A 12805-nucleotide genomic window follows, 5' to 3' on the forward strand; every position below is an offset into this window, starting at 1 on the left:
CGGGGTGCGGCGGCACGGCCTGTTGCGACGAGCGTGTGACAAACCGGTGCGGTGATCACTGCCGTGGGGTGGCCTCGATCAGGCCGGTTCCGTCACGGCGGTGGGTGCGGGCGCAGTGCGGGCAGGTGAGGTCGGGGTCGAGGGTGTGGCCGCAGGCGCAGGCCCAGCCGCAGGTGCGGGCGGGGTTGCCGGCGACGAGGGCGTGGGCGGGCACGTCGCGGGCGACGACGGCGCCGAGGGCGATCATGGCGTGCCGGCCGATGCGGACGCCGGGGGCGATGGTGGCGCCGGCGCCGATGGTGGCGCCGTGGTCGACGGTGACGGGGGTGCGATCGAAGTCGTCGGGGCCTTTGCGGCGGCCGTCGGGGGTGGTGGCGCGGGCTGCGGTGTCTTCGAGCAGGAGCGCTCCGGGGCAGATCATGACCGCGTCGGCGACGCGGGCACCGAACACGCTCGCGTGGTTGCCGATCTTGACGCGGTCGCCCAGGACGCTGCCGGTGCCGATGTAGGCGCCCTTGCCGATGACGCATTCGGCGCCGACGCGGGCGCCGGTGGCGACCTGCGCCTGGTGCCACAAGCGGGTGTTCTCCCCGACCATGGAGCCGGGGTCCGCGTGGCCGGGCCCGTGAAAGCCGGCACCCGTGTCGGACCGGTCCTGCGGCTGAGGTTGCTGTTGCTGCGGGCGGCCGGTCCGATCGACGTCGGCGCTGCGATCGATGTCGGCGGTCGGGTCCTCGGGAGTGGGTTCGGTGGTCGGGCGGGATCGGGTGGCCGGGCCGCGTGGTGCGTGTGCCAGGTGGGTGACGAGGTCGTCGAGCGTGGCGGCGTCGGTGAGTACGCGGTCAGGCAGTTCCAGGCCGGTGGCGTGTTCGACGTCGACGGCCAGGGCGAGGCGGTCGAGCGAGTCGACTCCGAGTTCGTCCAGGGCGGTGGACGCGTCGAATTCCCGGGCGGGGTGCAGCGTGCGGGCGGTGGTCAGGACCAGGGCACGCAGGTGGTCGCGGTCGGGGGTCATCGCGTGTTCTCCAGGCGTCGGGCGAGCGAGTAGAGGGAGGGCATCGCCTCGATGACGGGTGCGCCGGCCCACAGGCGGCGTACCGCGCGGCCGTGGGGGCTGTCGTGTTCGGCGAGGGCGCGCAGGCCGGCGACGGCGAACGCGGAGAACTCGTGGGCGGTGGCGGGCGGCAGGAACGTCCCGTCCTGGGTGAGGTGTTCGACGAGGGCCTCTCCCGCGCCGTCGTCGAGGATCGTGGCCAGGTCGGGGGTGGGCATGGGGCGGGTGGCCCGGTAGGGGTGGTCGTCGAGGGTGCCGGGGGTGGTGATCTCGTCGGCGATCAGGCGGGAGATGCGGGGGGCGAGGAGGATTCCGCACCGGTAGGTCGCACTCGCCAGCAGGATGTTCGGGTCGCGGGTGGGGCCGATCAGGGGCAGGTGGTCCACGGTGTAGGGGCGCAGGCCCACCCGGGCGGACAGCAGGCGGGCGGATGCCAAGGCCGGGTCCAGGAGGGTGGCGGCGCCGTGGGTGAGGACGGAGAGTTCGTCCAGGGTGGCGGGGACGGTGGGGTCGGCTCGGGTGGTGAGTCGGTTGGTGCCGCCCAGATAGAGCGTGTCGTCGGCGCGTGGGACCAGGTGGACACCGCACGCGAACGCCGCGTTCGGGGTACGCACGACGTGGCGCAGCTCCTCTCCCCGGGGCCGGCGCAGGGTGACGCCGGCGCCGCGTCCGGCCAGGATCAACGGGACCCCCAGTTCGGTACCCGCTTCCGGGAGGAGCGAGGGGATGGCGGTGCCGGCCGCCAGCACGGCGCGTGGCGCCCGGATCCGCGTGCCGTCCGCGCACACGACGGTGTCGTGGGCGACGGTTCGCGCCGGGTTGTCGTGCCAGGTGGCCGAGGCGTGACAGAGGACGGCGGCGGTGAGGGCGTCCATCAGCTCCGCGCTGTCGAGCCATGCTTCGGTGGGCAGCCACAGCGCTGTGCCGCCGGCGACGGGCGCGCGGACCCCCGTGATCGTGGTGGGTGGGTGTTCCTCGGCCGGGTGCCCGGCCGCGCGGGCGGTGCGGGCGATGGCGTCCAGGTGCGCCTGATCTCCGGGGGGGTGCCAGGACCCAGGTGCCGCGCCCGGCGTGCACGGCTGTGCCGGTGCTCGTGCGCAACCGGTCCAGCCAGGGCGGGTACAGATCGTGGGCGGCCAGGCGTTCGGCGGTCTCCACGCGGACCCGGTCCGGGCGGTGGTGCGGTTCGACCTCGGAGAACGTGGACAGCATCGCACCGGCCGCGCGGGTCGCCTGCCCGGCGTGCCCGCCGGCCCGGGGACCCACCACGGCCACCGTCAGGCCGCGATCCAGGAGTTCCACGGCGGTCGCCAAGCCGATCACACCGGTGCCCACCACCGTCACGTCGGCGTCAGTCACGAGGGGTCACCTGTCTGCGCGGTGAGGAGGGTGTGGGCGGGCGCGGACGCGTCGTAGGCAACCTTGGTCTGCATCAGCACCCGGCGGGTGCCGTCCGCGAGGCCGGTCTGGTCCCCCAGGGCGGTGCGGCCGTGTGCAATCCGCGTCTGGTCGCACACCAGCAACTGGCCCCGCCCCAACGTGACGGCGCGGGTGTGCCGGGCGAGCGTCGCGTGGAATCGCTCCAGCACCGCCCGGTGGGCGGTGTTGCGGGGGTCGGTGACCGCCTTGGCGGCCCACCGCACCCGCTCCCGCCCGCCCGGGTGGGCGTGTTCGAGGATCGGAAACGGCAGCCGGGGCGCGCCCACGCCGAGGAGGTCGTCGGCGCGGCCCTCGAAGTAGTCGGGTCGGCGCAGGAGTTCGCGGTCGCGCTCGGGGGTGTCGGCGAGGGCGGCGTGCAGGTCGCCGATCAGGGACGCTCCCCCGCCGGCGGGGTCGGGCCGCAGGATCAGCAGGGCGGTGTAGTCGGGGACGTGTTCCACGTTGGGGGCGTCGATGTGCGGGCCTTGCGCGCCGGTGCCGCCGAAGGAGGCGGTGTCGGCATCGGGTCGCGTTTCGCCGCCGATCCACAGTCCGGTGCCGGCGTCGATGGAGGTGAACGGCGTGCCCAGGGCGCTCAAGGCGGCGGCGCCCACGCGCAGCAGCGTGCGGTCGTCCAGACGTGCGGGCAGCGCCAGGACGGCCCAGCCGCAGGCTTCGGGGTGGGTGCGGGCGCTGTGGCGGGCCAGCGCGGTCAGCACGGCGCGGCCGGTGTCACCGGTCCAGATCGCGCGGGCCGCGGCGATGTTGCGCGTGCTCCACAGGTGGGCGTCGGTGCTCTCGTCGCAGGCGTCTGCCAGTCGCAGGGCCAACGCGTGGGGTATCACCACGCGTACGGGGTCCGTGAATCGTGTCGTCACCGGATCTCCTTGGTGTCGAGGGGACTTCGCGGCGCCGGCGGGTGGTGCAGCGCCGTGAATTCCAGGAGAGCCCCCGAGGGGCGTCGTGGGTAAGGACGCCCGGGGGCCCGCGGGTTACCACCGGTGCCCACGCGGTCCCACCGACCCCGCGCCCCTGCCGCTTGGGCCCGGGGTGCGTCACCATCGCGGTAGGAGAACATCCGAGGAGGTGGCGTCGGTGGATCACGAACTCCACCCGCTCGCACGGATCCTGCACGACAACGGCTGGTCCGGAACGGACTACCTGCGCCGGGTCGCGGCCCGCCACCAGGCGCGTGGATTCGGTGTCATGCCCGTCGACAAGAAACGCGTCTCGCGGTGGATCAACCGCGGCACCGTCCCCGAGTGGACCGCGCAACTGGCCATGGCCGACCTCCACCACGTGCCCACACAGCACTTGTACGACCACCCCTGGCCCGCCTGGCTGGCGTGTGTCGGGCACGACGACGCGGCGCTGTTGGACCCCACCTGGTGTACCGCGCACACGATCGACATCCTCGACAAGACGGCCGGAGGGCTCATGGACCGCCGCGATTTCCTCGTCATCGGCGCACTCGGCGCGATCACCGCCCAATGGACCGGCGCCCCACCCGCGGAAGCCTCCAGCCACGGAAACGGCCGACGCGTCGGCACCGCCGTCGCCAGCCTGCACGAGACTCGCCTGGAGGCCCTGCGCCTGCTCGACGACCAGGTCGGATCCGGCGAGGTCCACGCCGCCGCCCGCACCGAACTACGCATGATCACCGACACCCTCGCCCACGCCTCCTACACCCAGGACACCGGACGGCGCCTGTACGCGGCGGCGGCCGAGGCCGCACGCATCTGCGGCTGGACCGCGTACGACTCCGGCCGGCACGCCCAGGCCCAACACTTCTACGTCGCCGCGCTGCGCGCCGCCGCGAGCGCCGGCGACGAGATCGTCGGCGCGAACACCCTCGCGTTCTGGGCGATCCAGCACTACAGCACCGGCGACCCCCGCGGCGCGATCCACCTCGTCGAAGCCGCCCTGGGCAAGGCCCCGGCGATCGGATCGCCCCGCATGACCGCCATGCTCCATGCCCGCCTCGCCCGCGCCCACGCGAAAGCCGGCGACAAGAACGCCAGCGACCGCGCGGCCGGCGCCGCGTTCGACGCCTACGACCGCATCCGTGAGGGCGACGACCCGGAACCGGGATGCGTCTACTGGGTCAACCGCGGCGAACTCCACCAACTCGCCGGATCCAGCGCCCTCAACCTCAACGACCCCGCACGCGCCCTACGCCACTTCCAAACCGCCCCCGCAACCACCCACCACCGGGACGCATACGACGACACCGCGTTCCCCCGGGGCGCGGTCATCTACCTCGCCCGCGAAGCCGAGGCCCGCCTCGCCCTCGCCGACGTCGACGGTGCCGTCGACACCGCCCGCAGGGCCCTGGACCACATGGGCGGAGTCACCTCCGCACGCGGAAGCACCACCCTCACCGACCTGCGCACCCGACTCGCCCACCACAGCAAGGTGCCCCTCGTCCAAGAATTCCTCGCGTCCACGGCCTGAACGACCGACGGCGAGAGGACGAGAACGTCGGAGCCCGTAACAGTCACAAGGACGCGCAAAGGCTCACCTCCCACCACGCCCGTCACACGCCGGTGAGGACCCGCACGAGCCGAGCCGGGCGGGTCGCTCTCGCCGGACGCCCACGGAAGCCGGGCCACGACGTCGTCGCTCCGGAGACCCCCGGCGACGTCGAAGCCCATGAGGCCTACGCCCGTTGGGAGCTCGGTCGATCATGGGTTCACCGCCGAGGTGCCGGCGGCGCCCGGACGCACGCCAACCGCCGTGGCCGGTGCAGCCGTCGTGAACCCGAGAGCCACGACGCCACATGCCGTGTCTCGTGGATCCGCGCGCGGCACCTCGACCGTCTCATCCGCGAGGCACGGCCTGTGTCGACGACCGAAATACGCCTGGCCTCCGCCCTCGACAGCGCGAGATGTCTCCCAGGGCTCAGCCGGCGCTCCCCCGGCTTCGGTGCCCGTAGCGGCTCAGGTCCGCAGAACGCCGACCCGGGGGTTGAAGGTCGGCGTAGGGGTGGCGGCGGGCGCCGGTGCCGTGGACCAGGACGCGCCGTGGTTGGGCGGGGGTGGGGTGCGGGGCGGGCGCGCCGAGCAGGTCCCACCCCGCCTGCGCCCACACCGTCTTCCATTCCGGACTGCTGCTGATCCGCGGGAAGGTCCAGGTCCGCGGCCGCCGCCGCACGATCGTCGCCGCCATGGCTTGGGACCTCGACGGGATTGCCGCCGTCCGCCGCGACCACGGCCCCGGGGCCGCGCTGACGCGGCCGAGGGCGGTACCGGTCCGGAGCGGCCGGATCGGAACGGCTCTTCCCCTTGAGGTGGTCCCTCGAGGAGCTCATTCCCGTAGCGGCAACCCAGTGGTTCTCAGTCTTCCTCGGCCGCGGTCAGGTCGGCGTTCAACTGCGCGTTGATCTGGGGAGACAGCCACCGGACCACCGTCGTGGCGGCGTCCAGGGCGGTGTCTGTGGTGAACGGCGGGATGTCTCCGTTGGGCGCGGCCGGTTGGCCCGGCAACGTGTCGATGAATGCGTGTAGTCGCCGCCAGCGCAGTTGCTGTTCCATTCGGGCTCGGAGAAGGACTTCACCGCTGGAGTGGGACTCGCGCCACAGGGCGGCGGCCTGTTTGAGAGTGTCGTTGCAGGGGCCGTCGCCGTGGCCCGGGTCCTCGATCGCCTCGCTCTTGAGGACGCCGGGGATCTCGCCGGGGACGGTGCCGATGAGCATGCGGGTGCGCCACACCGCGCCCGTCATGGTCACGGTCGGTGCCCCGGGATCGGATGCCGGGTCGTGTGCGGCGAGGCCGGCCAGTGCCCACCGTGCGGTCGCGATGTGCCAGGTGTCCTCACCGATCCGGTGCGCGGTTGCGTTCGTCACGTCGATGAGCCTCGCCACGGGCGTGCCGACCCATTCGCGCGCGAACACCCGGGGGTATCGGGTGCCACCGGGATGGTCGAGGTCGACCGCGGGCCAGCCGTTGCGGAAGCGGCGGTCGTGCACCGCGGCACCGGCGACCTTCACCGAGGTCTCGTCGGACACCAGCGGATCCGCGAATGCGGTTCCCTCGTCCGAGGCCTCGACCGGCTTCGTCACCGCTTCGATGGCCGACTCCAACGAGGCCAACAGCGTGAAACGGTGGCGGTGGTGGGACAGATCCCGTTCCAGCAGCGGCGCGAACGACGTGCCGTCGCCGAAGTCCTTCCTGTTCGCGCTCACGAAGTACACCTCGTCGCGCGGGTTCCGGTGCAGGAAGTCGACCACCGTCAGCCAGATCGCCACGTCCCGCGCGCCGCCCTTGGCGTTCTCGTCCGGCTTGGCCGGCTTGTCACAGTAGGCCTCGCGTTCGAGCGCCGCGTCCGCGGCTCCCGCGGGCGTGGGAACGATCTCGAAGACGTCGGCGTAGACACCCTTCCAGTACTCCCGCGCGGCGGACTCGTCGACGGTCGTCGGCGACGGTGGTGCCTGGATCCACGGAGCGCTCCTGGCGAACTTCGCGGCGGCGGTCGAGAGTGCGGTGTGCGTGGCCCGGTACGCGATCACCTTCCTGGCGACCAGCTCGTCCCGCACCACCGCGGGGATGCACACCCGGTGCTCGGTTCGAGCGATCGCGCGGATCACGTCGTACCTATCGCTGTCGATGTCCGCGTAGAGAATGTTCGAATCAAAGAAGATGACCGCCACGCGGGCACCCTACGGCCACCAGGCGCCACGGTCGCGCGGTTTCCCCGAGACGGCATGAACCGATGCCCCGCGGCCCAGGAAGGAGTCGGGCAGGCCTGCGTTCCTCGCCTCGAGGAGTCCGAATCCTCGAGATCCGGAACAGCGGCGGTTCATACGGACAGGCGATCCACAGGATCGGGGATCGGACACGGGTGGCGAGCCCCCCCGGGGGCGACGGCCCGCCACGGAGAAAAAAGGGACGCGCTCACCGCCGGGAATCCGTAGGCTTGTCGTACCGACGCGGGGTGGAGCAGCTCGGTAGCTCGCTGGGCTCATAACCCAGAGGTCGCATGGTTCGAATCCTGCCCCCGCTACCAGTGTTCAGGAGCCCGGCCGGTGGCCGGGCTTCTGCTTTTTGTGTGCTCGGGTCGTCAGTGGGCGATGGCTTTGTCGAAGACGCCGGTGGAATGCGGACCGGAACCGGGCACCGTTGTCGATCCCGGTGACTTCGACCCGAACGGGTGGCACCGGAGTGCCGGCCGGTTCGATACCGAGAGCGCCGAGGCGGAGGATCGCCCTGATCGGCTCTGTACCAACGCCGTCGGCGTGTAATGGAGTTGTCGTCGGTAGCGGCCTCAACCATGGCCGACGGGCCCGTCTGTACGTCACGCGCCGGGACGGGGGCTTGCCGCGTCTGGCGCGCCAAGCGAATGTGCGCGGCCGGGTGGGTTGCGAGTGCGCAACGACCGCCGATACGGGCGCGGTTGCGGGCCACGATGGTCACATGTCTGCGCGTCCCGATACGCGGCCGATGGGTGGTTGCCTGTTATGGCTCGGCCGGTTCGTCCTGGCCGTGATCACCCTGGCCGTCGTGACCGTCCTCGGCGGGCTGTACGCGTGCCAACGGCAGTTCGCGGCGGCCGAGAGAGAGCGGGAGGCACACGAGAGCCATCGCGCGGAGGAGCGGCGTGCCCGGGTCGACGTGGAGGTGCCTTTCCGGGTCTTCGTGGGGCCGGCGAGTGCGGAGCTCGAGCGTTTCGTCTTCGACCGGTGTTGGCGCGACACCACACCCCGGATGAAGCCCCAGGCGGGCATGATGGGCGTGACATGCACGTCCACGGTCGTGTACTTCTACGGTACGGATGATCCCACCACGGCGACGGCCCAGTTCGAGCGCGAGGCACGAAGGCTCGGGTCGACGCCGGACACGGCGACCTGGGCGCGGCCACAACCGGTTCCGGACCTGCGCCCACCGGACCCGACGTCCCCGCCGGGGGCGGACGAGCAATACGGCCCGCTCGGAGGGAACGGAAGCAGCCCGGACGCCAAGCCCGTGCGTTGGCAACACGCCTACACCGAGCACCCGTTCGTCGTCCGCGCATCCGTGACGATCCACTACCGGGCCGAACGCACCAGGCCGAAGCCCACCCCGCCGCGCACCCCGATGTTCCCCCAACCACCCGCGACCTGCGCAGGCGGCAACCGCCCGTGGAGCTGCCTGTGACCCGCGACGGCCTCTCCCGCGCCCACCCATCCGGCCCGGCATGTTGGCGCCCGAACTTCGTAACCATCCCGGCGAGGCGCCTCCCGGGGCCGCCGCAGATCACCCGAGCCGCGACGCCGCCGCCGACGGCGCGGGATGCGCTGAACCCGTGGGCCGTCGCCGAGGACGAGGACCCATGCCTCGGCCCGGGAGCGGCCACACCGTGACGTGGACCAGGATCCCCTTGCCGGTGGGGAAACGAGCGGTGTCGATACGGGCGACACGATTGCTGTCGGTGCACACGCACAACACGCTGTCGCGCCCGACCCGATTGGCCGCGGCCGTGCCCCGGGTGCCCAGGAGGTCGCGACAACCGCGCTCGTCCGGCATCCGCCCCGGCGCCACCACGGCGAGGTTCGTGCTGTTCGACGCGACGAAAACCTCATGGATCGAGGTGGCGTCCGGTTGTGACCACGCGCTGCCATCCGAGGCCGTGACCCGGCCGGCTCCTCGGCGGAACCCGACCGTACGCCGCGTGCCATCGTGATCCCGGCTCGCATCGACGCACCCGCACCCGTCACAGAGGACAACGGCCGAAACATGTCGCATTCGTACAGGCACCCGACCCCCGAACCCGACGACACCGGGCGTGGTGGCTTTGTTCACGACTTCCGACAGCGATTGTTCAGCGCGTCGGGAGGCGGTCTTTCGTGGGGGAAGTCGTTGTTCACGGGAATGGGCGGCGTCGTGTCGAGGCGCCCCCAGTCGGTCATCGGGATCGAACATCGTCGGACCGCCCGTGACGTCACGCGACCGCCATCGCGGTTCTTCCCCCGATGGCGGTCGCGTCGTGTCTCAGTTCAGTCGGGTGGTGGTCTAGGCCTCGATGGCGTCGCGCTGGTACGCGGCCAGGCCGGTAGCGATGGCCTCGTACGCGGCGCGCCACGTCTCGTTGTCGACGACGGAGCGTCCGATGGCCCGGTAGTCCTCGGCGGTGGCTGCGCGCAGTGCGGTCAGTGCCCGGTACTGGGTGTCGATTTCGGCCAGGACCGGGTCGGCGTCGGCCCGGTGGCCTGCGGTCATGAGTTCGGCCAGCCGGATCATCTGCGCGGTGCGCTCACGGTGCGCGGTGTCGGCGTCGGCCAGGCTCATCGCGTCGGCGCGGCGTGCGACCTCTTCGGCGAGTTCGGGGAAGTCGCGCATGTTCTCCTCGTACTGGGAGGGCGCCACGCCTTCGAAGAGGTTCTCCGGTCGGTTGATGGTCATGGGGTTGCCGTCCTTCCTGGACTGTTCCAGTTCGGCGATCGTGCGGGAGACGGTGCCGGCCAGTGTGTCGAGGCGGTCCCGTTCCGCGAGGAGGCGTCGGTGGTGGCCCCGCAGGGCGTTCACCTCGTCGACCTCGTCCGACAGGATCCGGCCGATCTCCGGCAGCCCGACGTCCAGCGCCCGCAACACGAGGATCTGTTGCAGCCGCAGCAGCTGACGCTCCTCGTAGTAGCGGTGCCCGTTGGCTCCGATCCGGGCCGGCGGCAGCAAACCCGTCTCGTCGTAGTGACGCAGTGTCCGGGCGGTCACGCCCGACATACGGGCCACCTCCGAGATCGGCCAGTCCATCACGACTCCCGCACATGTGTTGTCGCCGGGCCGGTTTCTCCGGCCCTGGTCACGACGGTAGGAGCTGCCGCAACGGCAACTTCAACCCCGAGACCCAAGATCCTCGCAATCGAACGCGCACGGTCCACAACCCAGCCGGAACAGCCTCCGATTGCTGCCGAAACTCGTGAACATCCGACCCCGGCCCAGAGCCCCGGTGCCTCCCGAACCGCCGTAGAAACGCTGTCGTCTCTCGTGAACAGAGCCAGGCGTGGTGTCGCGCCCACTCACGGCCCGCCCGCGTCCCGTCCCTGCGGCACCTGCCCGTATCGGCGCGACGTGCCTTCGGGCATTTGGGCGCCCGAGCAGTACGCCAAGCTTCCCCCGTACGATGCGCCGACGCCCGCTCAGCCGGCGGCACTGTGGCAATGCCACGTGATCGACCGCGACGCGCCGGGCGCCCGCGTCTGTGCCGGGTGGGTGGGCTGCCACGGCGGTGACGACCTCCCGGCGCTGCGATTGGCCCTGCTCGACGGTCGCATCGACGCCGACACCCGATGGGCGGCGATCGAGTACACGTCCCCGATACCGCTCTTCGGCTCCGGTGCGGAAGCCGCGGCACACGGCCTGGCGAACATCGATCGCCCCGGCCCGGCGGCCCGCGCGGCGATCGACAAGATCACGCGGACGCGACGCCCGCCCCGAACCGCGCTCTCGAAGGAACAGCCCGGTTCGGTTCGGACGCGAGCGTCGGCTGCGGTATGCCGATTTCACCGAGCCGCCGATCGCTCAACAGGGACAGGCGGGTGGCCACCGCCACATAGGCGGCCAGACGCGCGGCATAGCGCGTCTCGGCGTGGCTCATCGACGGCTCCTCACTGCCTCGAACGATGGCGTCGTCGCCCGCAGGACCGCGAACGATCTGTGCTGCCGCGTGATTTCAGGCGGGGTGTGCCGCCACCGGCTCGGCCCGCACAACGTCAGTGTCGCCATTCGCTCCGGCGTCAGGACAGGAAGCCCACGATGCCTCGGCCCGGGTGGGTTCGGGTTTCGTGGAGCCGGGTGGCGAGTTCGTCGACTGCCTCGCGGACGTCGCCGTCCCCCACGGTATACACGCGATGGGCGATCCGCTCGACGGGAGGCGTCCGGACCGGCGTACCGACGGGAGGTTGCGACGCGTGGCCGGTGTCGGTGGTGGCGGGAACGACCGGGCGCAGCGTCAGGGTCTCGTCCCGGACTTCGGCAAGTCCCGTCGCGCCGCGGGCGATCGACGCGATCGCCTCGTCCGTGCGCAGGGCACAGCCGGGCAGGTGTGCGGCGGGGCCCGCGCCCTTGTGGTGGGCCGGCCGGAAGTGGGCGGCGACGGTGAACACCGTGCCCTTGGCGGAGGTACTCGGGTAGGACCTCGTCGTGTGGACCTCGTGGTCGCAGTAGGCGCAGCGCAGCGGGCGGACGAAGCGCTCGGCGGTGTCGTCGATCTCCCGGGCGGAGATCACGCGGCCGGTGGCGTCGCGGGCCTGTCGCATCGAGGGAGTCCTCTTGTCGGCCATCGCACCGCCTTCCATCTCACGTATTCGCAAACGTACTCTCCGTAATCGTTCGGTTTCCCGCCTGCGAAGGCGCTCGATACGCCGTGCCGCCTCTGCCCACCGCTTCCTGGTGAAGCCGTGTGCGCGGCGCCGCAACGTGGTGGTTGGCGGGCGTGACGGCGGGAGGGTGTACGGGAGTGTGGCTCGGCGGTCGCGGTGGGCCCGCCCGGTCGCGTGCGCTCGGGCACAGCGCTCACACGGGGCAGAGGAGGCGTCGGCACACGCCGGCGATCCGAGGAGCACGACGTCCGGGCGTGTGCCCTTCGTGGGCCGGGGGTTCGGGTACCGCGGGTTGGGTTCGAGGTATTGCGGCTCGAGAAGGGTGTTCGCCGTCGGGCAGACACGCCATGGCTCCATACGCCGGGCGGGTGTCCACGTCTGCCGGGGCGGCGGTGCCACGCGTCAGGGGATCATTCGTCGATTCCCGCGCGCACGGCGCACCGCGGCGCTCAGTCGTGGATCGCCCAGGCCTCCTGCGGCAGCCAGTGGGAGAGGTCGTCGAGTGCCTCGGCGGGGTAGAAGATCGGGCGGGTGAGGAGGCGGTCGCCCTCCCGTTGACGTTGATCGTCACGCCCAACGACTGGGAGGAGGGAACGCCCGCGCTCATGTAGGCGAGTTCGGTGTACGGCGGGCGGGTCTCGGCGCGGTCGAGCAGCCACCGCTCCAGGACGGAGGGCACGCGGCCGACCAGCGCGGTGCCGTCCGCGAGGACCTGTGGTCCGCACAAGGCGTCGACCACCACACCCGCGAGCCGCTCGTGTCGGTAGTACAGGTGCAGACCGAACTCCGGATACCGACCCTCCTCGACCGTGTAGACGTGGGCGTCCGCCGGACAACCGCGCAGGTATCGCTCGGTTTCCGCGGTGACGTCGCCCATCGCGTCCGCCACCTCGCCGGGGCCCATGCCGAAACGCAGCGGCCCCACACCCACGAACGGCTCCAGCACCCACATCCGCCGCTCTTCGTCCGGCACCACATGCCACCACCCCTCGAACACGAACACGGAACCTACAGGCGCCCGCGGACACCGCCGCGAACG

General features: G+C 71.7%; 11 protein-coding genes, 1 tRNA gene and 3 pseudogenes. 5 read left to right on the forward strand and 10 right to left on the reverse strand.

Going from position 1 to position 12805, the window contains the following annotated elements; translation table 11 throughout:
• Nucleotides 1-55: 55 nt before the first annotated feature.
• From ACMXN5_RS30745 to ACMXN5_RS30760, 4 genes and pseudogenes are all read right to left on the reverse strand, one after another.
• Nucleotides 56-1015 (reverse strand): phosphopantetheine-binding protein, encoded by a 960-nt coding sequence (locus ACMXN5_RS30745; RefSeq protein WP_439681311.1) that lies wholly within the window; start codon nucleotides 1013-1015, stop codon nucleotides 56-58.
• Nucleotides 1012-2181: an NAD(P)/FAD-dependent oxidoreductase gene (locus ACMXN5_RS30750; protein WP_439681312.1), complete on the reverse strand. Its 1170-nt coding sequence runs from the start codon at nucleotides 2179-2181 to the stop codon at nucleotides 1012-1014. Before ACMXN5_RS30750 ends, ACMXN5_RS30745 begins: the two co-directional genes overlap by 4 nt.
• A pseudogene (locus ACMXN5_RS30755) lies at nucleotides 2108-2413 on the reverse strand (FAD-dependent oxidoreductase); the annotation flags it as partial. The gene ACMXN5_RS30750 and the pseudogene ACMXN5_RS30755, both read right to left, overlap by 74 nt.
• On the reverse strand, nucleotides 2410-3351 hold the full coding sequence (locus tag ACMXN5_RS30760; protein WP_439678176.1) for a TauD/TfdA family dioxygenase: 942 nt from the start codon (nucleotides 3349-3351) through the stop codon (nucleotides 2410-2412). The pseudogene ACMXN5_RS30755 and the gene ACMXN5_RS30760, both read right to left, overlap by 4 nt.
• Nucleotides 3352-3568: 217 nt before the next feature.
• Here ACMXN5_RS30760 and ACMXN5_RS30765 point away from each other — a divergent pair, with 217 nt between their 5' ends.
• Nucleotides 3569-4927 carry a transcriptional regulator gene (locus tag ACMXN5_RS30765; RefSeq protein WP_439678177.1) on the forward strand — a complete coding sequence of 453 codons (1359 nt, stop codon included), beginning with the start codon at nucleotides 3569-3571 and terminating at the stop codon, nucleotides 4925-4927.
• A 447-nt stretch (nucleotides 4928-5374) separates the two neighbouring features.
• On the opposite strand, the gene ACMXN5_RS30770 is transcribed toward ACMXN5_RS30765, so the two are convergent.
• Nucleotides 5375-5641 carry a hypothetical protein gene (locus ACMXN5_RS30770; protein ID WP_439681444.1) on the reverse strand — a complete coding sequence of 89 codons (267 nt, stop codon included), beginning with the start codon at nucleotides 5639-5641 and terminating at the stop codon, nucleotides 5375-5377.
• On the opposite strand from ACMXN5_RS30770, the pseudogene ACMXN5_RS30775 reads away from it, so the two are divergent.
• A pseudogene (locus tag ACMXN5_RS30775) lies at nucleotides 5541-5855 on the forward strand (hypothetical protein); the annotation flags it as partial. The gene ACMXN5_RS30770 and the pseudogene ACMXN5_RS30775 sit on opposite strands and share 101 nt — an antisense overlap.
• Here the strand turns inward: ACMXN5_RS30775 and ACMXN5_RS30780 are convergent.
• Nucleotides 5809-7122 (reverse strand): PIN domain-containing protein, encoded by a 1314-nt coding sequence (locus tag ACMXN5_RS30780; RefSeq protein WP_439678178.1) that lies wholly within the window; start codon nucleotides 7120-7122, stop codon nucleotides 5809-5811. The pseudogene ACMXN5_RS30775 and the gene ACMXN5_RS30780 overlap by 47 nt on opposite strands.
• A gap of 278 nt (nucleotides 7123-7400) precedes the next feature.
• Here ACMXN5_RS30780 and ACMXN5_RS30785 point away from each other — a divergent pair.
• Nucleotides 7401-7478 (forward strand) — tRNA-Met (locus ACMXN5_RS30785).
• A 407-nt stretch (nucleotides 7479-7885) separates the two neighbouring features.
• Entirely contained in the window at nucleotides 7886-8605 is a 720-nt protein-coding gene (locus tag ACMXN5_RS30790) for a hypothetical protein (RefSeq protein WP_439678179.1), read from the forward strand.
• Between the two features lie 855 nt (nucleotides 8606-9460).
• Here ACMXN5_RS30790 and ACMXN5_RS30795 read toward each other — a convergent pair.
• Entirely contained in the window at nucleotides 9461-10198 is a 738-nt protein-coding gene (locus tag ACMXN5_RS30795) for a MerR family transcriptional regulator (RefSeq protein WP_439678180.1), read from the reverse strand.
• A 234-nt stretch (nucleotides 10199-10432) separates the two neighbouring features.
• Here ACMXN5_RS30795 and ACMXN5_RS30800 point away from each other — a divergent pair.
• Nucleotides 10433-10828, forward strand: a pseudogene (locus ACMXN5_RS30800) (DUF6283 family protein); the annotation flags it as partial.
• 28 nt (nucleotides 10829-10856) lie between these two features.
• Here the strand turns inward: ACMXN5_RS30800 and ACMXN5_RS30805 are convergent.
• From ACMXN5_RS30805 to ACMXN5_RS30815, 3 genes are all read right to left on the reverse strand, one after another.
• Nucleotides 10857-11042, reverse strand: coding sequence for a hypothetical protein (locus ACMXN5_RS30805; protein WP_439681445.1), 186 nt, complete (start codon nucleotides 11040-11042; stop codon nucleotides 10857-10859).
• 139 nt (nucleotides 11043-11181) lie between these two features.
• Entirely contained in the window at nucleotides 11182-11727 is a 546-nt protein-coding gene (locus tag ACMXN5_RS30810; protein WP_439681446.1) for a hypothetical protein, read from the reverse strand.
• A 232-nt stretch (nucleotides 11728-11959) separates the two neighbouring features.
• Nucleotides 11960-12769, reverse strand: a complete 810-nt coding sequence (locus tag ACMXN5_RS30815; protein ID WP_439678181.1) for a hypothetical protein — start codon at nucleotides 12767-12769, stop codon at nucleotides 11960-11962.
• Nucleotides 12770-12805: the final 36 nt, after the last annotated feature.

It is taken from the genome of Embleya australiensis (assembly GCF_051903075.1).
Lineage (GTDB): Bacteria > Actinomycetota > Actinomycetes > Streptomycetales > Streptomycetaceae > Embleya.